At 63.8% G+C, this 24,807-nt stretch carries 21 protein-coding genes; 13 read left to right on the top strand and 8 right to left on the bottom strand.

What is annotated here, in order from left to right; translation table 11 throughout:
* The first annotated feature begins 151 nt into the window (after positions 1-151).
* Positions 152-2,161: a TonB-dependent copper receptor gene (locus tag AB5I84_RS09980; protein WP_369456081.1), complete on the top strand. Its 2,010-nt coding sequence runs from the start codon at positions 152-154 to the stop codon at positions 2,159-2,161.
* 52 nt (positions 2,162-2,213) lie between these two features.
* On the opposite strand, the gene AB5I84_RS09975 is transcribed toward AB5I84_RS09980, so the two are convergent.
* A complete protein-coding gene (locus tag AB5I84_RS09975; RefSeq protein ID WP_369455708.1) occupies positions 2,214-3,110 on the bottom strand; it encodes a LysR family transcriptional regulator in 897 nt (298 codons plus the stop codon).
* 123 nt (positions 3,111-3,233) lie between these two features.
* Here AB5I84_RS09975 and AB5I84_RS09970 point away from each other — a divergent pair, with 123 nt between their 5' ends.
* The 10 genes from AB5I84_RS09970 (at position 3,234) to AB5I84_RS09925 (ending at position 9,544) form a co-directional block, all read left to right on the top strand.
* Positions 3,234-3,584, top strand: coding sequence for a DMT family transporter (locus AB5I84_RS09970; protein ID WP_369455707.1), 351 nt, complete (start codon positions 3,234-3,236; stop codon positions 3,582-3,584).
* Positions 3,581-3,898 carry a DMT family transporter gene (locus AB5I84_RS09965; protein WP_369455706.1) on the top strand — a complete coding sequence of 106 codons (318 nt, stop codon included), beginning with the start codon at positions 3,581-3,583 and terminating at the stop codon, positions 3,896-3,898. Before AB5I84_RS09970 ends, AB5I84_RS09965 begins: the two co-directional genes overlap by 4 nt.
* Positions 3,899-3,963: 65 nt before the next feature.
* A complete protein-coding gene (gene prfC / locus AB5I84_RS09960) occupies positions 3,964-5,541 on the top strand; it encodes a peptide chain release factor 3 (protein ID WP_369455705.1) in 1,578 nt (525 codons plus the stop codon).
* A gap of 140 nt (positions 5,542-5,681) precedes the next feature.
* Entirely contained in the window at positions 5,682-5,999 is a 318-nt protein-coding gene (locus AB5I84_RS09955) for an MliC family protein (protein WP_369455704.1), read from the top strand.
* A 159-nt stretch (positions 6,000-6,158) separates the two neighbouring features.
* Complete coding sequence (locus AB5I84_RS09950; protein ID WP_369455703.1) at positions 6,159-6,683, top strand: porin family protein; 525 nt, start codon at positions 6,159-6,161, stop codon at positions 6,681-6,683.
* A 169-nt stretch (positions 6,684-6,852) separates the two neighbouring features.
* Complete coding sequence (locus tag AB5I84_RS09945; RefSeq protein ID WP_369455702.1) at positions 6,853-7,455, top strand: hypothetical protein; 603 nt, start codon at positions 6,853-6,855, stop codon at positions 7,453-7,455.
* On the top strand, positions 7,452-8,069 hold the full coding sequence (locus AB5I84_RS09940) for a GTP-binding protein (RefSeq protein WP_369455701.1): 618 nt from the start codon (positions 7,452-7,454) through the stop codon (positions 8,067-8,069). The genes AB5I84_RS09945 and AB5I84_RS09940 overlap by 4 nt, the downstream gene beginning before the upstream one ends.
* Entirely contained in the window at positions 8,066-8,473 is a 408-nt protein-coding gene (locus AB5I84_RS09935; RefSeq protein ID WP_369455700.1) for a roadblock/LC7 domain-containing protein, read from the top strand. The genes AB5I84_RS09940 and AB5I84_RS09935 overlap by 4 nt, the downstream gene beginning before the upstream one ends.
* 13 nt (positions 8,474-8,486) lie before the next feature.
* Positions 8,487-8,861 (top strand): hypothetical protein, encoded by a 375-nt coding sequence (locus AB5I84_RS09930; protein WP_369455699.1) that lies wholly within the window; start codon positions 8,487-8,489, stop codon positions 8,859-8,861.
* A gap of 95 nt (positions 8,862-8,956) precedes the next feature.
* Complete coding sequence (locus AB5I84_RS09925) at positions 8,957-9,544, top strand: porin family protein (RefSeq protein WP_369455698.1); 588 nt, start codon at positions 8,957-8,959, stop codon at positions 9,542-9,544.
* Positions 9,545-9,700: 156 nt separating this feature from the next.
* Here the strand turns inward: AB5I84_RS09925 and AB5I84_RS09920 are convergent, their stop codons facing one another.
* Positions 9,701-12,679 carry a parallel beta-helix domain-containing protein gene (locus AB5I84_RS09920; protein ID WP_369455697.1) on the bottom strand — a complete coding sequence of 993 codons (2,979 nt, stop codon included), beginning with the start codon at positions 12,677-12,679 and terminating at the stop codon, positions 9,701-9,703.
* Positions 12,680-12,910: 231 nt separating this feature from the next.
* On the opposite strand from AB5I84_RS09920, the gene AB5I84_RS09915 reads away from it, so the two are divergent.
* On the top strand, positions 12,911-14,773 hold the full coding sequence (locus AB5I84_RS09915; RefSeq protein WP_369455696.1) for a choice-of-anchor I family protein: 1,863 nt from the start codon (positions 12,911-12,913) through the stop codon (positions 14,771-14,773).
* Positions 14,774-14,886: 113 nt separating this feature from the next.
* Here AB5I84_RS09915 and AB5I84_RS09910 read toward each other — a convergent pair whose 3' ends face one another.
* The 5 genes from AB5I84_RS09910 to AB5I84_RS09890 form a co-directional block, all read right to left on the bottom strand.
* The gene (locus AB5I84_RS09910) at positions 14,887-17,475 is read right to left on the bottom strand and encodes an efflux RND transporter permease subunit (protein WP_369455695.1); all 2,589 of its coding nucleotides are present in this window, start codon (positions 17,473-17,475) and stop codon (positions 14,887-14,889) included.
* A gap of 343 nt (positions 17,476-17,818) precedes the next feature.
* Positions 17,819-19,453 (bottom strand): NADPH cytochrome P450 oxidoreductase family protein, encoded by a 1,635-nt coding sequence (locus tag AB5I84_RS09905; RefSeq protein WP_369455694.1) that lies wholly within the window; start codon positions 19,451-19,453, stop codon positions 17,819-17,821.
* 39 nt (positions 19,454-19,492) lie between these two features.
* Positions 19,493-20,314 (bottom strand): DUF4198 domain-containing protein, encoded by an 822-nt coding sequence (locus AB5I84_RS09900; RefSeq protein ID WP_369455693.1) that lies wholly within the window; start codon positions 20,312-20,314, stop codon positions 19,493-19,495.
* A gap of 20 nt (positions 20,315-20,334) precedes the next feature.
* Positions 20,335-20,841, bottom strand: a complete 507-nt coding sequence (locus tag AB5I84_RS09895; RefSeq protein WP_369455692.1) for a DUF2271 domain-containing protein — start codon at positions 20,839-20,841, stop codon at positions 20,335-20,337.
* A 10-nt stretch (positions 20,842-20,851) separates the two neighbouring features.
* Positions 20,852-21,481 carry a PepSY-associated TM helix domain-containing protein gene (locus AB5I84_RS09890; protein ID WP_369455691.1) on the bottom strand — a complete coding sequence of 210 codons (630 nt, stop codon included), beginning with the start codon at positions 21,479-21,481 and terminating at the stop codon, positions 20,852-20,854.
* Positions 21,482-21,931: 450 nt separating this feature from the next.
* On the opposite strand from AB5I84_RS09890, the gene AB5I84_RS09885 reads away from it, so the two are divergent.
* Entirely contained in the window at positions 21,932-22,381 is a 450-nt protein-coding gene (locus AB5I84_RS09885; RefSeq protein ID WP_369455690.1) for a carboxymuconolactone decarboxylase family protein, read from the top strand.
* Positions 22,382-22,433: 52 nt separating this feature from the next.
* Here AB5I84_RS09885 and AB5I84_RS09880 read toward each other — a convergent pair whose 3' ends face one another.
* Entirely contained in the window at positions 22,434-24,677 is a 2,244-nt protein-coding gene (locus tag AB5I84_RS09880; protein ID WP_369455689.1) for a TonB-dependent receptor domain-containing protein, read from the bottom strand.
* Positions 24,678-24,807 lie beyond the last annotated feature (130 nt).

Here is a 24,807-nt window from a genome sequence, read left to right as displayed (position 1 = left end):
CGGTGCTGCTCCGGGGCGTCCACTTTTTGGCCGATTTTTTACCGCTTGGTACGCCCGCGCTGCGACAAAACGCCACGCAGAAGTGCGCGACGGCTTGGTTAGACTGCGCAGGCATCGGCACAACCTTACAAGGCGATCAAGCGTGACAAAAATGACTTTCAACTGCTCCCGCAGCGGTGTGCTCGGCACCCTGATGCTGCTCTGCGTGCCGCACAGCGGCTGGGCTGACAGCAGCGTGACGCTGTCGCCGGTAGTGGTGACGGCGGACCATGCTGCCCACTCGGTCAGCACCGAGGCGGACCCGCGCCAGGCCCGGCAGCCGCTGCCGGCCAGTGACGCCGGTGACTTCCTCAAAGGCGTGCCGGGTTTTGCAGCGATCCGCAGCGGCGGCACCAACGGTGATCCGGTACTGCGCGGCATGATGGGATCGCGCCTGAACCTGCTGGTGGATGGCGGTCAGATCATCGGCGCCTGCCCGGGCCGCATGGACTCGCCCAGTTCCTATCTGTCGCCGGAAACCTATGACCACTTCGAGGTGGTGAAAGGGCCGCAGACCGTAGTGTGGGGCCCCACAGGGTCCGCCGGCACCGTGCTGTTCGAACGCCGCACTGAGCGTTTTCAAGCACCGGGGCAACGTGGGCGCTTGATCCTGCAAGGCGGTAGCCACGGGCGCGGCGGCGCCATGGTGGATGTGGCCACCGGCAGTGAAAGCGGCTATCTGCGCGCCATTGGCCAGTACGATCGCGCTGATGATTACCGCGACGGCAACGGCGACCGAGTACCGTCGCGCTGGATGAAATGGAACGGCGACCTGTTGTTCGGCCTGACTCCCGATGCCGACACCCTGATTGAACTCGGCGTCGGCGCCGGTGACGGCGAAGCGCGCTATGCCGGGCGTGGTATGGACGGCAGCAAGTTCGAACGCCGCAGCGCCACACTGCGCGTGCAGCGTGCGTTTTACGGCGGCGCGCTGGAAACCCTGGATGCCCGGCTTTACTACCACAGCGCCTATCACGTGATGGACAACTTCTCGCTGCGTCAGCCCAGTGGCATGGCGATGGAAATGCCGCTCGAACGCCAGACCTGGGGCGGTCGCTTGCAGAGCCAATGGCGGTGGGGCGAGCAGCAGCTGACCGCCGGCGTCGATGCTCAGCAAAGCAATCATGAAGAACGTACCGGCCACGGTTGGCAGCAAGATGCCGGCTTCACCCAAGCCGGTGTGTTCGCCGAACACCGTTGGCCGCTGGCCGAACGCCATGCGCTGGTCAGCGGCGCCCGGCTGGATTGGGTGCGGGTGAAGGATTACCGCGACAGCATTGGTGGCGGTCACGGCGGCGGCATGAACCACCCCAACCCCACCGCCGATCAGCACCGTCAGCGCGAGCTGCCGAGTGCGTTCCTGCGCTATGAGCTGGAGTTGGACGCCGGTCGCTTGGTCTATGCCGGTCTTGGCCATGCCCAGCGGATGCCGGATTACTGGGAGCTGTTCAGCCCTGACGCGGGCCCCGCCGGCAGTGTTAACGCCTTCAGCGGTCTGGGTCCGGAAAAAACCACCCAGCTGGATGTCGGGGTGCAGTGGCAGCAGGGTGATTGGCGCAGCTGGGTAGCGGCCTATGCCGGTTATATCGAAGATTTCGTGCTGTTCACCAGCCACCAGATGGGCGGCATGCGCCACGTGCAAGTGAGCGCGGTGGATGCGGACGTGGCCGGTGCCGAAACCGGCTTGGCGTGGCAATGGCACCCGCATTGGTCGGTGGATGTGGCGCTGGCCTACGCCCGTGGCCGACAGCGTCATGGCGGCGGCGCGCTGCCGCAGATGCCGCCGCTGGACGGCCGTCTTGGCCTGCAGTACGAGCGTGAGCAGTGGTCGGCCGGGCTGCTGTGGCGGGCGGTGGCGGCGCAACACCGGGTGGCGCCGATGCAGGGCAACGTGGTGGGGCAGGACTTCGGTCGTAGTGCGGGATTCGGCACCCTCGCGGTCAATGGTGCCTACCGCTTCGACGAATCATTGACGCTGAGCGCCGGGGTCGACAACGTGCTCGATAAAGCCTACAGCGAGCACCTGAACAAAGCCGGCAGTGCCGGCTTTGGTTACCCCGCCGATACCCGCATCAACGAACCGGGTCGCCAGTATTGGGTGAAGGTGGACCTGCGGTTCTGATGTAAAGAGTCCTTGCAGCGCGGCCTTCGGGCCGCGTTTTTTTGCCTGTCACTTACACCGCAATGCCTTCGCGCCGCAGTGCCTGATCCACCAGTTGATGGGCTTGCGCCACCAGCCCGGTACCGCCACGCCCGAGCGGCACGCGACTGTAAGCAAAGTAGGGGAACCAGCCGCGCGCCAGATCGTGGGCCAGTACCGGCAGGTCAGCGGCCAGCGCCGGGGTGCGCAGCGGTTCTGGAATCAGCCCCCAACCAAAGCCGTCGAGGATGGCATCGCGCACCAGCTCAAAACTGCTCAAGGCAATACGCCGCTGGCCGAGTCCGGCCAAGCTGAACGGTTGTTGCTGCTGAAAATCCAGGTAGGTCACCTGCGGCAATCCGGCCAGGTCGTCGTCCGCCACATAGGTGAGCTGCGCCAGCGGTGCCTCGCGGTGTGCCACCATGGTCATGCCGATGCGGGCCACCACCCGTGCCTGCAACCCCAGCGGCGGGCGCGTGCGGCCGTGGGCCACCACATAGGCCAAATCCACGGCGCCGCCGGCGACCAAGTCCACCAGATCCTCGGTGCTGGTATAACGCATCGACAGTTCCAGTGTCGGGAAATGCGCCTGCAGATCGCGGATGATGCCGCGCCAGAATGCCTCCGGCAGCACATCATCACGCCCTAAGCACAGGGTCTGCGGGCCGTCCGTGGTGGCGGCCTGTGAGCGCTGGCGGATGCCGGCCAGCAGCGCCAACACCCGGTGGCAGTCATCGAGGATGGCGCTGCCGGCCGGGCCCAACGTCAGACTGTTGCCGTCGCGCACGAATAGCGGGGTGCCGAGATCGTCCTCCAGCGCCGACAGCGCCATGCTCAGGGTGCTGCGGCTACGCCCCAGTGCAGCAGCCGCGGCGGCGATGGAGCCGTGCTGGGCCACCGCGACAAAGTAGGTGAGGTGGTCGGTACGCAAGGCGCTGGTGCTCCTAGGTGTGAGGTCTGGGATGATTCAGCGTCAATTTTTTTGACGCTCAGCGGTTTTCAAGCCTATCGGGGCCACGGCTAGGATGCACCCCTGTTGAACCGGGAGTGCATCATGCATTGGGTGTTTTTGTTGTTGGCGGTGCTCGGCGAAGTGCTCGGCACCAGTTGGATGAAAGCGTTGGTGAACGCCGGCCACCAGACTGAGGGCGTGCTGGCGGCGATTTCACTGGTGGGGCTGTCCTATGTGTTCCTCAGTCGTACCGCGCTGAAGATCCCGGTGGCGATTGCCACCGCGTTCTGGGAAGCGCTGGGCATGATCCTGATCGCCCTGGTGTCATGGCTGTGGCTGCGCGAGACCATTTCGCCGGTGCAGGCGCTGGGGCTGGTGGTGGCGCTGGCCGGCATCGGCATTACTCACTACGGCCACCACCTCAAACTGCGTCAGCAGGAGCGCAACGGATGAACCTCTATTTGGGTTATGTGCTGTGCTCGGCGGTGCTCGATATCTTTGCCAACCTGGCGCTGGAGAAATCCCACGGCTTTCGCCACAAGGGCTGGGGGCTGCTGGCGGTGGCACTGATCATGGGCGCCTTTGCGCTGCTGGCGTTCGCGGTCAACGGCATGGACCTGTTCGCGGCTTACGCCATCTGGGGTGCCTTGACCATTGTTGGCACCGCGATTCTGACCTGGTGGTGGTTCGGTCACAGCCTGCATTGGGTCAGCATGTGCGGGCTGGGCCTGTTGCTGCTGTCGATTGTTTTAATCCGCATGGGCTGATACGCCGTTTGGGGCCGGCGTCCGGCGCCGGTATACTGCGCGCCGGATCAGCTGAGGCCCAACCCATGAACGTGCTCGACGAAATTCGCCGCCGGCGTACTTTTGCCATCATTTCCCACCCGGACGCCGGTAAGACCACCATTACCGAGAAGCTGCTGCTGTACGGACATCAGATCCAGGAAGCGGGCACCGTGAAGGGCAAGAAGTCCGGCCGCCACGCCACCTCCGACTGGATGGAGATGGAAAAAGAGCGCGGTATCTCGGTGACCTCCTCGGTGATGCAGTTCCCCTATGCCGACAAGGTGGTGAACCTGCTCGACACCCCCGGCCACGCCGATTTCTCGGAAGATACCTACCGGGTACTGACCGCGGTGGATGCGGCGCTAATGGTGATCGACACCGCCAAGGGCGTGGAAGAGCGCACCATCAAGCTGATGGAAGTGTGCCGTTTGCGCGACACCCCGATCCTGACCTTCATGAATAAGCTCGACCGCGAAGTGCGTGACCCGATTGAGGTGATGGACGAAGTGGAGAGCGTGCTGCAGATCAAGTGCGCGCCGGTGACCTGGCCGATCGGCATGGGCAAGAACTTCAAGGGCGTCTACAACCTGCTCACCGACACCACGGTGCTGTACAAAAGCGGCCTTGGCCACACCATCCAGGACGTGCGTGAGATCAAGGGCCTCGATAACCCAGAGCTGGACGCCGCGGTGGGCGCTTACGCCGCCGAGCTGCGCGACATGCTGGAGCTGGTGCAGGGCGCTAGCCACGAGTTCGACCTTGATGAGTTCCTTGCCGGCCGCCTGACGCCGGTGTTCTTCGGCACCGCGCTGGGCAACTTCGGCGTCGATCACATGCTCGACGGTTTGGTGCAGTGGGCGCCGGAGCCGCAGCCGCGGGCAGCAGTGGAGCGCAGCGTCACCGCCACCGAGCCGAAATTCACCGGCTTTGTGTTCAAAATCCAGGCCAACATGGATCCCAAGCACCGCGACCGGGTGGCATTCCTACGCATCTGTTCCGGCCGCTACGAAAAGGGCATCAAGCTCAAGCAATGCCGCACCGGTAAGGACATTCGCCTGGCCGATGCGCTGACGTTCCTGGCCGGCGAGCGCGAGAACATCGAGGAAGCCTTTGCCGGTGACATCATCGGTCTGCACAACCACGGCACCATCCAGATCGGCGACACCTTCACCGAAGGCGAAATGCTGCAATTCACCGGCATCCCGCACTTTGCCCCGGAACTGTTCCGGCGCGTGGTGCTGCGTGACCCGCTCAAGAGCAAGCAATTGCAGAAAGGGCTGACGCAGCTGGCGGAGGAAGGCGCGGTGCAGGTGTTCTTCCCGCTGCGCAACAACGATGTGATTCTCGGCGCAGTGGGCACGCTGCAGTTCGACGTGGTGGCCCATCGCCTTAAGCACGAATACCAGGTCGAGTGCGCCTACGACGTCATCAACGTGGCCACCGCCCGCTGGGTGGAAGCGGCCAGTGAGCGCGAACTGGAGAAATTCCGCGAGAAGGCCCATGACAACCTGGCCATGGACGGTGCCGGTCATCTCACTTACCTGGCGCCGACGCGGGTCAACCTGCAACTGGCCCAAGAGCGTCATCCCGACATCAAGTTCCGCGAAACCCGGGAAATCTGAGTCGCGCAGCGGTTTGTGAAAATGTGCCACCGTAACGACCCGGTGGCAGTCGCGACCCCATTGACCGGTATAAGGTAGAGCGCGGCACCCGGCACTGCCGCGGTGCTGCACTCTGCAATGCACTCATGAGGAGAACCGATATGAAAGCGCTGATTCCTGCCGCCCTGCTGGCGGCGCTGCTGGGCGGTTGTGCCAGCTTCGGTGGCGACCAGGGCGCCGATAAAGGCGTGCGTGAAGTGACCTTCGTTTGCGAGCGTGGCGAGCCGGTGCTGGTGCGCTTCCATACCCAGCCGGACAAGGCGGTACTGGTGCGCAGCGGCACCGAAGTAGAGCTGCCGGCCCAGGTCACCGCGTCGGGCTACTGGTACACCAACGGCCCGGTGGGTATCCGCGGCAAAGGTGACGCCATGTCGCTGGAGCTCGGCCGTATGGTGCCGATCCAGTGCCAAGCCCAATAAGCCCGCCGCGTCACGTTCCGCCGCCGCTGGCGCGGAGCGTGGCGTACCCCACAACGTGCCGATAATCCCACCACCTGCCGCGGACTCTGTGGCATCATCGCCAAGCGCGGTGGCCGCAACCTCGGACGCGCCGCTTGGACCAACAGCACGGAGAACATCATGAAAAAAATCGCAACTGCTCTGCTGATCAGCGCAGGTTTGGTCGCGGCGCCGGTCGCCATGGCCAACCAGGAAGGGTACGTGGGCCTTAACGTAAGCGAAGTGGAAATCGACGGCGGCGGCTCCGGCAGCAATCCCAAGCCGATTGCTTTGACCGTGCGTGCCGGCGCGCAAATGAATGACTTCCTGGCCGCCGAAGTGCGTCTGGGTTTCGGCGTCAACGATGACAAGGTCAACGGCGTCAAGGTTGAGCTGGAAAACACCATGGGTGCCTACGTGCGCGGTATTCTGCCGCTGAACGAGCGCTTCGGTGTGTACGTGCTGGGCGGTGTGACCCGCGCCAAAGTCAAGGCGTCTGGTTTCGGTGTGTCCGACTCTGAGTCCGAAACCAAGGTGGCTTACGGCCTCGGCGCAGACTTCTCGCTGACCCCGGAAATGTTCGTCAACATCGAGTACGCCCGCCTGCTGGACGGCTCCGATTTTGACCTGGATGCGTTGTCAGTAGGTGCCGGCTGGCGCTTCTGATCGACAACCTTCCATCCCCACAGAGAGGCCGGTTATCCGGCCTTTCTGCTTTTTGTGCGGCCGTTGCTGGCCGCCGCCCTGATGCCGGTGCTAGAACGCAAAATCAGTAAAACGGCGCCGGCTTATCTGCCTAAGGCGCCGTGCGGCACACCGGCGTGAGAAGTACAGGGTGCGACAAATCAGGATTGCCAGTATTAACGTCCCGGATGACGGCCTGCGACTGTTCAAATCGCTGCTCGCGTTGCGTCCGGAAGAATGGGTATGGGTGCCCGCCGAGCAGGCCCAATGGTGGGTGGTGGACGGCGATTTGCCGTTGCCGGAAGGGGCGGTGGCGGCCGCCGGCGAGCGGGTGGTGCTGGCCATGGTCAGCCATTTTGCCAAGCTGCCGTCGCCACAATGGACGTTCCTCGCCAAACCGCTGAAAAGCGCACTGCTGATGAAAGTGCTGACCCATCATCTCGGCGAAACCGGTGGTGAGCCGGCGTCGGGCAGCGAGATCGGCACCGTCCAATTGACCCGCTGGCCCTGCGTGACCCGCTTCGAGGTGACGCCGGCGCTGATCTATTGGTGCCGGGTGCTGACCCGCCGACCGGTGCCCTATGTGCAATTGTTGGCCGCCATCCCGGAAACCACCCTGCAAGCACTGCTGGCGGATGCCCGCACCCACGGCTATCTGCGCACCGCATTGGCTGAACCCGATGAAGCGTTGCCGCCGGCGACCGCCAGCGGCCGTTGGCAGCGACTGTGGCGTAAATGGAGTGGCCGCGCATGACTCGTATCCCGTTTGATTCGCTGGCGGCGCTGCAACTGCACCGCATCCTGTTCATTGGTTCGTTCGGCGTTGGAAAAACCACCGCCATCCAGACCCTCAGTGACATTCCGGTGGTCGGTTCCGAAGCAGCGATTTCCTCATTTTTCGATGGCACCCGCGAAGCCGCCACCGCTGCTAAGAGCACCACCACGGTGGCGTTCGATTACGGTGAAATCCAAGTCGAGGCGCGCGAGCGTTACGCCTTGCTCGGGGTGCCGGGCCAGCAGCGGTTTGCCCACATGTGGCAGTCGCTGCTGCCGAGCGTGCTCGGCGCAGTATTGCTGATCAATCCCCATAACCCGGACGAGCCGGAGCACGTGCGTGACTGGCTGCAGCGGCTGCGCAGCCAACCGCGCCCACCCCATGTGGTGCTCGGCGTCACCCGCATTGATGTGCAGGACCAGGCCACCCTTGATCGTTACCAAGCGCTGGCCGATGCGCTCATGCCGGGCTTGCCGGTGTTCGCGGTCGATCCACGCCGCGCCGACCACATGCGCTGGAGCTTGGGCACGGTGCTGGCGTTGGCAGAAGGCGATGCCCTCCCACCCGATGCCGTGGAACAAGGAGACACATGATGATGAGTGCTGAGCGCTTGCAGGCGTTGTTTGCCCCGCAGTTAGCGCAGGTGACCCAACTGTGCCGCCAAGTGGAGGCGTTGGTGCTGTGCACCGAGGACGGTCTCAGCCTGGCCACCAGCGGAGTGTCGGCGGAGCAGGTCAATGCGCTGGCGGCCGTAGCCAGTTCGTTGATGGTGCTGAGCGACAACAGTTTTGACGCCTTTGGCCACAGCGGTAGCGCCGAGCGGCTGTTGCTGGAATCTGGCCACGGCACGGTGATTATTCAGCGGCTGCGCATCAAGCAGCGCTCGCTGTTTCTGATGGCGCGCAGTCGCGAGGCGCAACTGGGGGTGGTGATCATGGCGGTGAGCAAAGGGGCCGCCGCCATCGAAGCAAAATTCATGGAAAGTTTCACGGTTTGAGGAGCGCAAAAAAATGACAAGTGTGAATCTGGAATTGCTCAACAAAGTGGTCACCGACAGCAAGAACACGCTGCGCGAAGGCATGCTGGCGATGGACATCTGGGAGCGTGCCACCGGCCTGTCGCTGGCTGGCCACAACAGTCAGCCGGTAGCGGTGGCGCTGTTCACCCAAGTAATGGAATTTTTGGAAAATACGCTGGAGCAATCTGGGTTTCCAGCGCTTGATCGCTACTTCCTGATGCACATGAAGGACGGCCATCTGGTGGCGATCGTCAACCACGGCGATCTGCTGCAGGGCTACCTGCTAAACGACAAGATCAATCTCGGCATCTTGCTGTCGGTGGTGATTCCAGGCGCCATCAAAGACATCGCCGCAGCCCAAGCGTGACCCGGCGCCGCAGGGGCGGCGCCGACACCCGCCGGTAAGGGACGCCCAGTGCCGGCGAGGACCATGGACCAAAGCGTCCCGATCAAGGAGTGGCAGTGGATAACAAGATCAATCGCACCCGGCTGGCTGGGGCGAAACGGGGACGCGGCACCTTGGCGCTGGTGCTGGCGGTGGCGGCGGGGGCTGCGGCACCGGCGGCCAGTTGGGCCGACGGCTACCTGGCTTACAACGTCGGTAGCGCACGCTATACCGAGGACGATCTGGACAAAACGGTGTCGCTGTCGAGCCAGTACCTCACCGCTGGTTGGATGATGCAGGAACGGCTGGGCCTGGAACTGCGGGTCGGCAAGACCGGCGACAAGGAGATCAATGTCTACGGCACAGCAGTGGAGTTCTCGGCACCAAGCATGATGGGGCTCTATCTGCGCCCGGTGGTGCCGCTCAACGAGTCGCTGTCGCTGTATGCGTCGTTGGGCGTGTCGCGGGTCAAGCGCCGCGCCACGGTGGACAGCTGGGGCATGCAAATAAAGGTCGAAGAAACCGACAGTTCACTGTCCGGCGGTGTCGGCATTCAGATGGCGTTGGGCACCAAACTGATGCTGAATGCGGAGTACATGAGTTGGCTGCTGGCCAAGGATGTGACGCTGCATGGGGTGACAGCAGGGGCCGGTATCCGCTTCTAAACCCAGCCCGCAGTGGCCGGCGCGCCGACCGCTGCGGGTGCTAGTGCCAGCTTCAACAATTGCTCCCCGGCTGGGCCTGTGGCAGCGTGACTGCTCAGACTTTTCTACGCCGGGGGGCGTCAACGGGCTCAAGCAATTGAGCCCGTTTTTTTTGCGTCAGCGGCAGGAGCGGCCGTTGTCGTAGCTCTGGTCCACCACTTGGTTAATCCAGTCGCGCAGCAGCGCCGTGGCTTCATCGTGGGCCACACTGCGGGCGATCGGCGGCATCATCCGTTCCGGGTCATGCACCGCCTCCATGCGGCACGTCACGATCGAGGCGTCGGCCTGGCCCGGAACCACCACGTAGGTACGACCGCAGGAGCCGCCACCGGTGGCGGTGGGTTGCTTGCAAATGCCGACGCTGGCGTTCACCGGACGGAAGCTGTCTAGGTAGTACCCGGTGTTGGACGCTGCGCCACGGTCGTTGTGGCAATGCTGGCAGTTGACCTCCATGTAGGCGCGCAGCCGCTGCTCGATGTCAGCCTTCGAGTGAGCCGCCGGACCCCCGTCGCCGGGCAGATTCCAACGCGGCAGGCGCTCGACGTTGGTGGCATTGCCCTGGCCATCCAGTTCCAGCGCTGGCACGCCGCTGAGCAAGCCGCGCTGGTGCCACATCTGCAATTGGTTCTCGGCGGCAAAGCTGGCCTGACCGGTGCCCTGCATGAACGCTGTTTCTGGCTGATAGAGGCGGTTCAGGTTGCGCGGTTTGGGCCCGATCGGGGCGCTGCCGGATTCGTTGTCATCGTTGCCGTGGCAGGTGATGCACTGGTTGGCGTTGGGCACCGAATAGTGATCGGTGCGGCCGCTGTGCAGCGCGCCGTTGTCAGCATCGCGGTAATGCCAGCGGCCGCTGACGGTGGCACCGCCCAGCGCCAGTCGTGCCACCGGCACGCCGTCGGCACCGGTCTCCCACAGGTAGGGCAGTCCTTCCCAATACGCCTTGCCGCTCTGGCCGACCCGCTTGATCAGCAGCCGCGTTTCCACCGGCGTTTCGGTGCCGGCTTCGTCGTCGGTGAAGGCGAATGTCTTGGCCAGCACTGTGCCCACCGGGAAATGCAGCGTGCCGTTGGGGTTGCTGCCGTCGCGGCCGTCCACATACACCGCTTGGGTGTCCGGCGGCAGGAACGCGACCCGGTACTTGGTGGCGTAATCGGAGAACAGCTTGGTGTTGAGCACGAACGGCACGCCGCCTTCATGGGGCAGGCTGCGCGGGTCGCTGGCGTCCTCGAACAAGTTGTAGTGGGCCAGCAGTGGGCAGTTCACCGCCAACGCCGGACGGTTGATCTGGCCGTCGCCGGGCGTCGCTTCGCACAGCGCTTTGACTTGGTGTTCCGGGATCGCGGGATCGATTTCCGCGCTGCGCTCGAACGGCGGAATCACCACTCGGGGCAGCGCCGCCGGCACGCGACCAAAGCGGGCTTGGCAGTCGTGCACACTGATGTCGGTGCTGGACGGGAAGTTGAACACGCCGTTGACCAGCTTCAGCAGCCCGGACGGGGTTAGCAGGCTGAGGTCTTGCTCCATCACCGCCAGAACCAGTTCCAACCCGGCGGTGCCATGGAAGTTCAGGTAGGTGGCGCTGCCGGCGTCGAACTCGTTGTCGTGGTAGCAGGACCAGTATTCCGGCCGTTTGCGCTGGCCACGGTCATCGAACTTGTAGGCGTTGTAGTGGCAGGCCGGGTTCGGATGGGCATTGGTGTGCAGCGGTTTGCCGGCGGCATCGGCGGGCACCGGATGGCCCTCAGCGTCGAGCGGGTAGGGGCAGCTGGCATCACGCTCGTCGAGCAAGCCATCCCAGATGACGTGGGCGCCGCGGCCGAGGTTGGTGAGGTTTTTCAGTGTCTTCAGCAGCACGATCGGATCGTTGATCGACGGCACGTTCTTGAGCCCGATCAGGGTCGGCAACAGGCTGTTGATGTCACCGGCCATCAGCTTGCCGAGATCCACTTTGGGCAGGTCGTAGCCGGAGTTGCGCACCCGGTTGTGGTGCACGTGCAGTCCCTCAGTGTAAGGGTCAAGCTTGCGGTCCGCGGTTTGGCCGGCGCCGTTCAGCAGGTCGTAGCTGACATGCAGGATTGCGGCGGTGCTGTGGTCCTCGAAGGTGTTGTCGTACACCTCGATGTTGTCGTAACCGAGAGTGATGAAACCGACCCCGCGCGGCACCTCGGCGACGATACCGCCATGGGCAAAGTTATAGGTATTGTTGTTGCGGGCGGTGTTGCCGACCATCACTGAGGTGTCGCCGTACTGGGTGATGTTCTCCAGATCGTAGATCAGGAAACCGCCGGTGTTGCACTCGGCAATGTTGCTGTCGTACTCGCCGTTGCGCACGTTCTCGATTTCAAACCCCATCACGTTATACAGCGCGCGGCTGTTGCGAATGATGGCGGTGTTGGTCTGGCCGACATAGATGCCGGCGTCGGAGGCGCCGATCGACTCGGAGTTCTCCACCAAAATGTTTTCTGATTCCACCGGGTAGATGCCGTAGCGGCCGGCATCCTGTGATGGCACGTAGTCAGGGGTCGGGTCGCCGGGATTCTTTGGCGGCACAGTGCAGCCGACGATGATGCGCTTGGCATAGTTGGCCGCCGTGATCGGCTCGGCGCCGCCGGACCAGATCGCGCGCACGTTGCGCAGCGTGCCCCATTTCACCCCCTTGAGCTTAAACGCATCGCCGGGCGGATCGGCGATGGTCATGTCCTCCACCGTGATGCCGCGCACGTTGAGCGCCTCCAGCCCGGTCGGCGTCACACTGTCACGGAACGACAACACCGTGCGATCACGGCCGCAGCCCTTGATCAACACATCCTCGGTGGCTTGCACCAGCAGGCTCTGGGTCAAGTCGAAGAAACCGCAGGCGAACGCCAGCGTGTCGCCTGGGCGCAGCTGCACCATGGCGTTAACCATGTCAGCGGTGGCATTGGCGCCGGGCTGGATGGTAAAGGTGCGGCCGGGCGTGGACGGCTCCGGGGTGGTGGTGGGCGGCGTGGTGTCGGGGCCGGTGGCAGGCCGCGCGCGGCCCTCATCACCGCCACAGCCGGTCACCAACAGGGCGGCCGCCAGCGACAGCCCGGCCAGACGCAAGGGACTCTTCATCAGTGCTCCTGGAAACGCAGCGGGACGGCGTCAGTGCCGTCCATTGTTGTTGTTGTGATCTGCCTGATGGGCCGTACCTGGCACCATCCGGGTCAGGTGTACCGCAATTGGCACCTTGGTACTGTTGTCGGTTTGTGTCTGCTTTGTCATGGCGTCGTCACGCCTGAGCCACCCTGGTGTCATGTGACATTGCTACAAGTCCCCAACCCTTAGATGGATTCCGGAGGCTTCATGCAACGCATCATTCCTTGGCTGGGCTCGGCCCTGCTGACCGTCACCCTGGCCGGCTGTGGCAGCAGCAGTGATTCCGACCACGGCGTGACGCCGCCGCCTGCGCCCAAGGCCGTGACGTTGTCGCTGGCAGGACGCTACAGCACCGGTACCTTCGAGCAGAGCGCGGCCGAGATCCCGGCGTTCGACACCACTGGCCAGCGCATCTTCATGGTCAACGCCCAGAGCGGGCAGGTGGACGTACTGGACGCCAGTAACCCGGCGCAGCTGAACCGGCAGACGGTGCTGGATGTGACGGCGGTGGTGCCCGGTGCCACGGTCAACAGCATCGCCATCCACGGCAACTTGCTGGCGGTCGCGATCGAGCCGGTGCTGAAAACCGACCCTGGCACCTTGGCGCTGTACCGGCTGGATAACCTGGAGCAGCCGATCAGCACGGTGCCGGTGGGTGCGCTGCCGGACATGGTCACCTTCACGCCGGACGGTGGTTATGTGCTGGTGGCCAACGAAGGCGAGCCGAGTGATGACTACCAGATCGATCCGGAAGGCTCGGTGTCGGTGGTGGCGGTGAGCGATCCGCTCAATCCGCAGGTCCGCACCGCCGACTTCCACGCCTTCAATGACCAAGCCGCGCAACTGCGTGCCAAAGGCGTGCGGCTGTACGGCCCCCATGCCAGCGTGGCGCAGGATCTGGAGCCGGAATACATCGCGGTGGCCGCTGACAGCCGCACTGCTTGGGTGGCGCTGCAGGAAAACAACGCGCTGGCGAAGATCGATATTGCTACCGCCACCATCACCGACATTGTGCCGCTCGGCTTCAAGGACCATGGCGCCGACGGCAATGGCCTCGATGTTAGCGATGAGCCGTTGGCGCCGGAGGTGCGGACCTGGCAGGGCGTGCTGGGCATGTACCAGCCGGATGCGATTGCTGCCTATCAGGTGGCTGGCAGCACCTACATCCTGTCCGCCAACGAAGGCGACGCCCGTGCCTGGGGCGAAGACAACCCGGATTATTTCAAGGCCGGTGCCTGTGGCGATGCCGACCAAGGCTTTGTCGAAGAGCTGCGCGTCAAACACCTAGTGCACAGCAAGGGCTTTGCCCGCCGCTGCGGCGATGACATGCCGCCGCAATTGATGGCGCTGGCCAACGGTGCGCTGCTCAATCCAGAAGTGTTCAGCTACTGCGGCGCCACTGCCGGTGATGCCGGGTTGTGCCGCGAGGACGACCAGCTGGGCCGGCTGAAGATTTCCTGGGTGCAGGGCTACCGCACCGATGAGGCTGGCGCGCCGGTGATGTTCAACGCCCAGGGCGAGCAGGACGCCCATGGCGACCGGCTGATGTACGACCAACTTTACGCCTACGGTGCGCGTTCGTTTTCGATCTGGAGTGCCGACGGCGCGTTGGTGTGGGACAGTGGCGACCAGTTCGAGCAGTTCCTGCTCAGCGACCAGTGCAAGTTGGGCAGCGCGCGCAACATCGACTGTGCGTCGTACTTCAACAGCGGCCACAACGCGCCGGGCAAAGCACGGGCGCGTAGCACCGGCAAGGGGCCGGAGCCGGAAGGTGTTGCCGTGGGCACCATCGAAGGCCGTCAGTACGCGTTCATCGGCCTGGAACGCATGGGCGGTGTCATGCTGTATGACATCACCGATCCGAACGCGCCGGTGTTCAAGGACTACCTGAACAGCCGGGACGATTGGGACCAAGACCCCGCCGTAGCGCTGGAAGCGGCGGGTGATTTGGGGCCGGAAGGGCTGGTGTTCGTGCCCGCCGAGCAAACCCCAGACGGCAAGCCATGGGTGATTGTGGGCAATGAAGTCAGCGGCACCACGGCGGTATTCCATGTGGAATTGACCCACTGAGGCAGTGGTTCGGAATGCAAAAAAGGCGCTCCAGGGCGCCTTTTTTGTGTCTGCTTCAAGGGCGGCCCGGGTTCAGCGGCGCCGGTGTGCGGCAGCGCTGGCCCGTCCGCCGATCATTTCAGGGGCGGAATGCGCGGCTTCAGCCACACCAGCATTGACGGCATCACCGTCAGGTTGGCGGTCAGCGCCACCACCATGGCAAGGCTGGTGAGAGCGCCGAAGTACACCGTTGGCTTGAAGTTGGATGCCACCAGAATCAGGAAGCCGGCCACGATGATCATCGAGGTGTAGTACACCGCGGTGCCGATTGAGCCATGGCAGCGCTTCATGGTGGCCACGTAGTCGTGATCACGCGGGAACTCCACCCGGAAGCGGTGGATGTAGTGGATCGAGGCATCCACTGCAATACCGATGGTGATCGCCGCAATGGTGATCGTCATGATGTCCAGCGGCAGCCCGATCCAGCCCATCAGCCCGAGGATAAAGGCGGCGCTGAGCAGGTTCGGCAGCATCGCAATCACCGACAGCGCCAGCGAGCGGAACAGCACTAGGAACATCGCCATGATCGACAGGAATACGAAACCGAGGGTGGCGATCTGCGACTGGAACAGGCTTTGCAGCATGTTGTTGTAGAGCACCATGGCGCCGGTCAGGGTGACTTGCTCCGGTTCCAAATCGAAGTCGTGGGTGAGGTCGTGGTGAATCTTCGCCAGTAGGTCGTTGCGGTTCAGGTTGCGGTCGGAATCCACCACCCGGATGCTGATGCGCACCTGATTGCCGTCCTCCGACAGATACGGCTTCACCAGCTGCGTGCGCAGCGTCTCCGGTACAAAACGCGCCAGCATCATCAGGTCGAAATAACTCAGCGGTGCATTGTTGAGATCGGTGGCCACTTCATACACCGAGGCCAGCGACAGCACCTTGCCGGTTTCCGGCAGCGACTCCAGGTAGTGCTGGATCGCCAGCAGCTGGTCGAGCCGTTGCGGCGTGTACCAGTAGGCGTTTTCCAGCGCATCGGCGCTGTTGTCTTCGTCGGCGTCGTCAAACGGGTCGGCAAATGGATCGCCGAACGGGTCATCGCCGAATTCATCGTCGTGCTGGGCAAACGCGTTGTTGCCGGCGCTGGAGAACGGGTCGGCAAACGGGTCGTCCTCGGCCAGCGGCGGGGTGCGGTCGGTGTGGCTGCGCGGTGCATCGATGACGATGTCCAGCGGCGTGGTACCGCCCAAGTGACGGTCAATAGCGACCATGCCTTGGTAGATCTCGGTGTGTTCTTTGAAGTAATCAATGAAGCGGTTTTCCACCGTCAGTTTGGTGGTGCCCCACACCGCGCCAACGCCCAGCAGCACTGCAACCAGCACCACCGCCAAGTGGTGGCGGGCGTTGAAGTCGGCCACCGCCAGCGTGGCACGGCGGGTCACATCACGCATTTCGCGCGGCTGATCCTTGGGCAGCAACGCCAGCAGCGACGGGTAGAACACCAGGCATAGGAACAGCGCGAAGCACAGCCCGAACGTCATCATCCAGCCGAAGTCGATCACCGGGCGGATGCCGCTGACCACCAACGAGATGAACGCCACTATGGTGGTCAGCGCGGTGTAGATGATCGGCCGCGCCATGAAACCGAGGGTGGCTTGCACCAGCTCGCGCTGGGTGGCAGCCGGGTGTTCCAACTGCAATTCGCGGTAGCGCACGGTGAGGTGAATCGCCATCGACATGGTGATGATCAGCAGCAGCGACACGAAGTTGGAGCTGATCACCGTGACTTTCCAATCGGCAAGACCGAGCCAGCCCAGCGTCCACAACACCGTCAGCGCGCAGCAGGACAGCGGCAGCACGATCCAGCGTGCACGGCGGAAGATCAGCAGCAGTGCCAAAATCAGAAAGGCGCCAACACCGAGGCTGAAGAACTCCAAATCATTGCGCACGTAAGACACCGCATCGGAGGCGATCATGGCGGCGCCGCCAAGGAACAAGCTGGCGCGGTCGCGGTGGCCATCCATGATGCTGCGGATATGGGCGATTTCGGCCGCGTTGCGCTCCTGCTGGCCGGCGGAGTAATCGCTGTAGGCGCGCTCGGCATCACGCAGTTCGCGTTTTTCAGCGCTGCTGGCCTGACCCTTCTCGACCCGTTCACGTAGATCATCGCGACGTTGCAGCAAGGTATAGAAGCGGTCGTCGCGCTCGAACGTGATCAGCAGCGCGGTCATGCTGCCGTCGCGGTTCACCAGCAGGTCACGGTACAGCGGGTTGCGACCGGACAATTCCTGTGCGGCCAGTTCCAGCGGCGCTTCGGCGTCACGCAGCGTGCGGTAGCCCTTGGCCAGTTCGCCAAGCGGCTCCTTAGGGCTGTAGAGCAGCGGCACGTCGAGCATGCTGTACACCGACTCCACCCGCGGCAGCACCGCCAGTTCCTGCTGCAACGTGGCCAGGTCGTCCAGCACCGGGCGGCTGAACAGCGCGCGCTCGCTGGGCTCGTAGGTGACGATCAGGAACTCGCTGCCGCCGTAGCGCTGGGCCACTTCGCGGTAGAACGCCAAGGCTTCGTCGTTTTCGAGGATCAGCGAATCGGCGGAAGCGTCGAGCCGGAAATCACGGGCGTGGTAGAGCGAGAACACGCTCATGGCGACGATCAGTAGCATCCACAGCCAAGGATGGTTGAGCACCACCCGGCGGTATACAGCGTAAAGGGCTTGGATCACAGGGGAGTCCTTTCGGTCAGCAAAGGGCAGCGGGTTGCAGGAAAGCCGTCAGTTATCAATGAGGGCGGGGCAGGCAAGTGCCGCTGGAACGGTGGCACCCAAGAGTACCCAAGCTGCCGGAGCGGCTCCAGTGGTGGGCGGTAAATGGCCCGTGAATCCAGTCACTTTTTGAAAAGCAGCTTTTCCTTATGGTCCGGGAACTCGGGTGCCAGCGCTGACTCTGATCTAGCGACAGGTCCGACACCGACCGGCCACTATCACCGGCCACCGCTTTGACGCTGATGCTGTACACACTTGAAGTCTTTCTAACGCCGCTTTGCGGCGTTTTTTTTGTGGTGCGGATTCAGTACAGATCGCGCCGGTAGCGACCGGCGGCCAGGAGCTGGTCGATGCGTTCGGCGCCGAACAGGCTGCGTAGCGTTTGGTCGACGCCGGCACCCATGCCATCGAGACTGCCGCACACATAGAGGGTGGCGCCGCGTTGCAACCAGTGATCGAGCTGGTCGGCGTAGCCCGGCAGCAGCTCCTGCACGTAACGGAGGGGGTGGCCATCGCGGGAAAATACCTTGTCGATCTGCACCCCACGCCCGGCCCACTCCGCCAGTTCAATAGCACAGATGTCGTCCACAGCCGCGTTGCGCTCACCCCACAGCAACCAGGTGTCGGCCGGGTGAGCGCGGCCACGTTGGCGCAGATGGCCGAGCAAGCCGGCTAGACCGGTGCCGCTGCCGATCAGGATCGCCGGGCCCGGCTGGCTGTGGAAGCCACTGTTGGTGCGCACCCGCACCCGCACCTCCTGGTTCAACGGCCAGTGTTCGGTGAGCAGGCCGGAGCCGAGCCCCCATTGGCCCGGCGCCACCGCCAGTTGGCGCACCAGCAGGCTAATGGCGCCGTCTGACGGCAGCGAGGCGATGGAGTAGGCGCGCACACTATCGGCGTCATCACCGCAGGCGATCTCCACCACGTCACCGGCTTGCCAGCTCAGTGGTGAGTGCGGAGTGAGTGTGATGTGGTAGAGGCCGCCGCCGGCGCTACCGGGATTGAGCAGCGTGCGCCCGCTCAAGCGAGCTGGCTGCCAAGTAGCCAGTGGCAGCGGCGCGCCATCGCTGTCGCTGTCGCTGCCCAGCGTGCTCAGCCAGCGCTGCCACACCTGCGGTTCGCGCTCGGCCATGCACAGCAGTGCGGTCTGCGGCGTGGCGCCGGCCTGCGCCAGCGCCTGATCGAGTTGGGCGGCATAGCCGCAGAATTGCTGGTAACGGTGATCGCCGAGCCCCAACACTTGGTAGTGCAAACGGGGCAGAGGGCCGGCGGCGGCCAGCGTCTTGGCAAACAGCGCCGCGTTGTCCGGCGCATCGCCTTCACCATAGGTGCTGGTCACCACCCACAGCTGCTGCAACCGCCGCAGTTGGTCGGCGGTGACGGCATTAAGCGGCAGGCAAGGCAGGTCGCCGAGTAATGCGGCGCTGTGCTGGGCCAGTGCTTCAGCAGTACCGGACTGGCTGCCGTAGCACACCAGCGCGCTGCCGGAGGCGGCCACCAGTGGTGGGCGGCGGCGCCACAGTGGGCGGCACACCAGCAGGTAGCCAACGGCCAGCAGCGCGAGCGCCGGCAGCGGTGCGCGCAGCGGCGCCGCCCAGCGTTGTGCGTGACCGGCGAGCGGCGCCAGCCAGCCGGCGCGCAGGGTCACCGGGGTGCCTTGCACCGGGTCGAGATAGAGATGGTGCCGGGTGCCGTGGCCGTCCTGCAGCCAAGCCTGTGCCAGCGCGCCGGCTTGCACCGATACCGCCTCCACCGTCACCGGCGCCGGCAACGGCAGTGCAGACAGCTGCGCAGCCAGTTGCTCCGGCCGCAGTGGGCGGTCGGTGCTAGAGGGGGGATTGAGCGCGGCTAACAACCCGGCACTGCCCCACAGCAGCAACAGGACGCCGAGGACAGTGCCGGTCAGCAGCCGGCGCAGCAGGGGGGCAGAGCGCATCATGCTGGTGCTGCGGCCCCGGCTACCCGGGGCCGGCAGGCGTTACTGCGGCAGCACTTCCATGGTGGCGGTGTAGCTGGCACGGCGGCTGGCGCCCGGCAGGGACGTATTGCCGTCGCTGACGCTGGCGTTGAGCCAGTACATGCCCGGTGCTGGGAAGGTCACGCTGAAGCGGCCGTCGGCGCCGGTTTTCACCGTCATTTCGTCCGGGCTGTTGCGGTAGCGGCGGTTGCCGGGCACCACTTCTACGTCCAGGTCGGCGGCCGGCTTGCCGTCCAGCAGCAACTGGAAGGTGGCGGCTTCGTTGTCGACCAGGTCATTGGGGTGGGTGACCGGGCGCAGCTCCAGGCCTTTGTTTTCCAGCGTAAACACCTCGGTGGTGGGGGCACCGTTGGTGACGTAGGTTTCCAAGTGGCGGACCATTTCGATCACGCGCAGGTCCTTGGCGCCTTTCGGCACCGCGGTGGCGAGTTGGTCGGCGCTGCCGCGCCAGCGCTTGTTCTCGCCATTTTCTTTCCACATCGCCATCACGCCGCCGCCGTTGGCGTGGATCTTGTAGGTACCACGCTGAGCCAGCGGTACGTCAAAGGTGGTGCGATAGCGACCGGCCATGGCGTTTTCCAGTGCCACCGGCTTGCCGTCCGGGCCGATTGCCTGCAGACCGTCAAGCGGCATGGCGAAGTGGTCCGGATGGAACAATTCGTTGGAAATCGCAGCATCCACGGTGACATAGACATCGTCGGCGGACAGCGCGGTGGCCGACGGCACCAGCCATTGGCGGTGGGCCTGGGCGGCACTGGACAGGGACAGCGCCAGAACGGCGGCGGTGGCCAGCGCGGGCCAGCGGCGTGCAGACATCATCATCACTTTCTCCTTGTTTGCGATCATTCAACGGCGACGCGGATGCGGCCGAGTTCGCTGTTGCCACGGGCTTCGGCGGGGCTATTCGGCGCCGGCCAGGTGAAGGGTATCGACACCACTTCACGGCCGCCGACTTCGCGCGCGGCTTCCACATGCAGGGTGTAGTCGCCGGCCGGCAATCCGGCCAGCGGTGCTTGGTCGCCGGCGAAGGTGACGGTGTGACGCCCCGGCACGCGGGTGGCGCCGGACACGCCGTCCACCGGCATCGTTAGGGTGCGGCCGGTTTTGCGCCACCACAGGCGCATGTCCTTGAGCCACTTTTCGCCTTCGTTGTCCTTCAGCTTGAGGTCATACCACACCGCCAGGTTGACCGGCTCGCCGGCGGCTGGCTCCAGCCACAGCGCCACGTAGGGGCGGTGATACTCGGCCACGTTCAGGGTCGGCACTTCCACGTCCACTGTCAGCGTGGCGGCGGCCGCCACTGCTGGCAGCAGTGCCGCAGCGCAGACGAAAGGGGCAACAAGGCGCATCAAGGTCTCCTCAGGCGTGCATAAACAGCACGATCAACACCAGCGGAATCACCAGCCCCAAGCCCACCACGGGCCAAGTGCCGGGGCGCTGACGCCCGTGCAGGTAGAGCAGCAGCAGGCCGGTGAGCGAAAACACCAGGCAGGCCACGGCAAACAAATCCAGGAACCAAGACCAAGCGAGACCGGTGTTACGGCCTTTGTGCAGATCGTTGAGCCAACTGATCCAACCGCGGTCGGTGACTTCGTACTCGACCTCGCCGCTGGTCAGGTCGGCGCTCAGCCAACCGTCACCGCCTGGGCGTGGCAGCGGCAGATAAAGCTCGTCGTTGTCCCATTCCAACCCATCGAGCGTGCTGCGCAGCTGCCATTGGTCACGCAACCACTGCTGCAATCCGGCGCGCGCGGCGGCGTCGGGCTCCGCGTCGGCCCATTGCGCGCGCAGCGGCTCGGGCAGCAGCGCGGTGCGCAGCGTCACCTGCGGTTGGGCCTCAATTTGGCCAGCGTGGTTCAGCGTGATGCCGGTCACCGCGAACAACACCATGCCGATCAGGCACAGCGCTGAGCTGATCCAGTGCCAGCGATGCAAGTGGCGCAGCCAAAAACTGCGAGCGCTGGCGAGGGAAGAGGTGGGTGTCGACACGGGTAGGCTGGGGTCCTGGATCTAGGTTGCAAACGGGACTGGTTAGTAAATGAGAATGGGTTGCATTGTATCAATCGCGACCTAGAAAGGAACCACTGTTCATGACCTTTTTGGCGAACCTGGCGGTGCCGAGATGGGGCAGGTGTCCGGCTGGGCACCTGGGCCGCGCTCGGGACGGGCGGCTGGCCCGTCGGCGGGGTGCGTACCGTCGATTGCGTTGCACTGTGTTCGCTGAACTCAGCGTGCTGAGGCATTGCGGCGCCAAGTGTGCCGGCTGGTCTCTCGTGCCCTTTAGGTCGGTATCTGGCGCTGAGGCCCGCTGATTGCTGGACGTTAAACGCCAGGCGGACGGCTACTATGGGCCGCCATCTGCGCGTCGCCACTGGTAAGCTTCAATGCTTGGCGGCGCGCGTCCCGTCAGTCTGCAAACCGTTTTGGAGTTGAGAAGCGATGGAAAGAGTGAATTTGGGCAAGGCTGCACCAGCGTTATATCAGGGGGTGATGGAACTGGAGCGCCTGGTGTCTGCCGCGTTGGCCGATGCCGGTATCGCCCTCGGCTTCGCTCACCTGCTCAGGTTGCGTGCCTCGCAGCTCAATCAGTGCGCGTTCTGTATGCGTTTGCATGCCCGCGATGCGCTCACCAGCGGTGAGTCGGCGGACCGCATTGCAGTGTTGCCGGGGTGGCGGGAGACCGCTTATTTCGACGCCACTGAGCGCGCTGGATTAGCGCTGATGGAGGCGATCACTTTGGTGTCCGTCGGGCAGGTGGAGGACGCGGTCTACGCGCAGGCGGCCGCCGTGTTGTCGCCGGCACAGATGGCGGCGATCGAATGGTTGGCGGTGGTGATCAACAGTTGGAACCGCATTGCCATTGCCAGCCGCTATCCGGTGGCGCCGTAACGGCAGCAACGACCACCTCCCTCCGCGCGCTGGCGCGGAGGGAGGGGCTGGATCAGAAGGTGAAGTTGGCGGACACCCACAGCCGACGGCCTTCCAACACGCCGCCCTTGGTGGAGCGGTTGAAGTGGCTGTACTGGCTGGCGTAGTAGGTTTGGCCGTTGTAGTCATAGGCGGTGAACTTGCGGAAGTCTTTGTTCAGCGCGTTGTAGATGCCGGCGTTGAGGGTCAGTGCCGGGTTGACCCGGAAGCTGCCGCCCACACTCACCAACTCATAGCCTTTGATGTCACCCACGGCGTTGTACAGCGCTTGGTTGGCGGCGTTCAGATCGCTGGTGCGGCCGTCGAAGCGCCGGCTTTCACCACGGTAGTCGACACGGGTCCACAGGCTGACACGCGGCGTGGCTTGCCAGTTCAGGCGCGCGTGCGCCATGTGGCGCGGGGTGTCGGACAGCTGGCCGGCGTTCTGGCCGTTCTTGCGGATTTCACTGTCGGTGTAGGTGTAGTTCAGGCCCAGTGACACGGTGTCGGCCAGCGGGAAAGTGCTGCCCAGCTCAACCCCCTGGGTGCGTGCCTTGTCCACGTTTTCCTGCCAGCTGACTTCGTACTGGCCGTCGTAACCGACCAAGTTGTAGCAATCGCCAGGCAGCGGGTTGGGGATCGGCTGCGTGCCGCTGCCGTCGTAGTTGCAGTTGTAGCGACCGGCAACACCGGTGATTTTGTCTTTGAATTCGTTGTGGAACACGGTGACGTTGAAGGCGAAGCCGTCTTCAGCATCGTAATACAGGCCGAGCTCCTGGCTGAGGCTGGTCTCCGGCTTCAAGTCCGGGTTGCCGACGGTGGCCACGGTGCCTTGGCCGGACACGCCGTTGATGCCGTTGTGCAGCTCATTCACTTGCGGGGTTTTATAGCCGCCGCTGACACCGCCTTTCAAAGTCACTTCTGGCGTGGCGCTCCAAACACCGTAGGCGCGCGGGCTGAAATGGCCGCCGAACGCATCGTGCTGATCGTGACGGGCGCCTAAGGTCAGCGCGAAGCTGTCGACGATGCGCCATTCATCTTCGGCAAACAGCGACCAAGTGGTTTGTTTGAACTCGTCGCCGCCCGCCATGGCATCGAGCATCTCGGCTTTCCACCATTGACCGCCGACGGTGAGGAAGTGGCTGTCGCCGAGGCCCATCATGGCTTTGGTGTCGAACACCCAGTTGGTGTTTTCTAGCTCGCGGTCATCCATCACATTCTTGCCGGGGATGCCGGTGTTGCCCGGATTGCTGGGGTTGCCGGGAATGGTGCGGCCGAGGGTCTCGGTGTAGTTGTACATCAGGCTGGACTGGGTCTGGACCAGGCCGTAATTGCCGTCGTGACCGAGCGCGATCTGGTGACGATTGAAACGCAGCGTGTCGTCGTAACCGCGCCAGTTGGTGGGCGTGTCGTTGTTCGACAGCTTGCGGTCGTCGGGACTGCCGTTGTCGTACTTTTGCTTGGCCAGATCGAAATCCAGCCACAGGTCATTGTTGTCGAGGGCGGTCAGGTCGAAGCGGGCGCCGACATTGTACTGGCGCGCTTCCACTACGTTTTGGCCGCGGGTGTTGAGCGTGGCACCGGCGGCGCTGCCGACGCCGGTGGCCTTCAGGTCAGACTCATCACGGTGGGTGAGGCCGCCGCGCACGGTCAGACCGAGGGTGTCGTCCACCAGCGGGCCGCTGGCATACAGACTGGTGCTGTAGGTGTCACCGAACTCGCGTTCTTCCTGCAGCGTGTAGTCTTGGGTGAAATTACCGCCCCATTCACGGCCGACCTTGCGGGTGATGATGTTGACCACACCGCCCATGGCGTCGGAACCGTACAAGGTCGACATCGGCCCGCGTACCACTTCGATGCGCTCAATGGCGGACATCGGCGGCATAAAGCTGGTGTTGTACTCGCCAAAACCGTTCGGGCCAATGTTGCCGGAAGTGTTCTGACGGCGGCCGTCGATCAGGATCAGGGTGTATTCGGCCGGCATGCCGCGGATGGAAATGTTCAGTCCGCCGGTCTTGCCGGTGTTGCCACGCACATCGATGCCTTCCACATCCTCCAGCGCTTCAGCCAGGTTGGCGTAGCGCTTCTGCTCTAGGTCTTCACGGCTGACCACGGTGATGCTGGCCGGCGCGTCGGTGATCTTCTGCTCGTAGCCGCTGGCGGTGGACACCACCTGGACGCGCTGCAATTCGGTAACGGCAGATTGGGCAAAGGCGGCGCCAGAGGCAGCCGCAACAGACACAGCAAGCAGTGAAGGCGTAATGCGGAGGCGGGTCATCCGATGAGCTCCTTGAGAACGAAAATGATGAAAAATCCGGCCCGTTTTAATCGTTGCGAACAATAAGGCAGTCGATAACTATTCTCAATAGCGATTTCATCGGGCGTAGGGTTGGTGCCCGGGGTAATGG

Source organism: Alcanivorax sp. REN37 (assembly GCF_041102775.1).
In the GTDB taxonomy this organism is placed as follows: Bacteria; Pseudomonadota; Gammaproteobacteria; order Pseudomonadales; family Alcanivoracaceae; genus Isoalcanivorax; species Isoalcanivorax beigongshangi.
The sequence above is the reverse complement of the archived record's forward strand: the minus strand, read 5'-3'. Positions and strand labels throughout refer to the sequence as shown.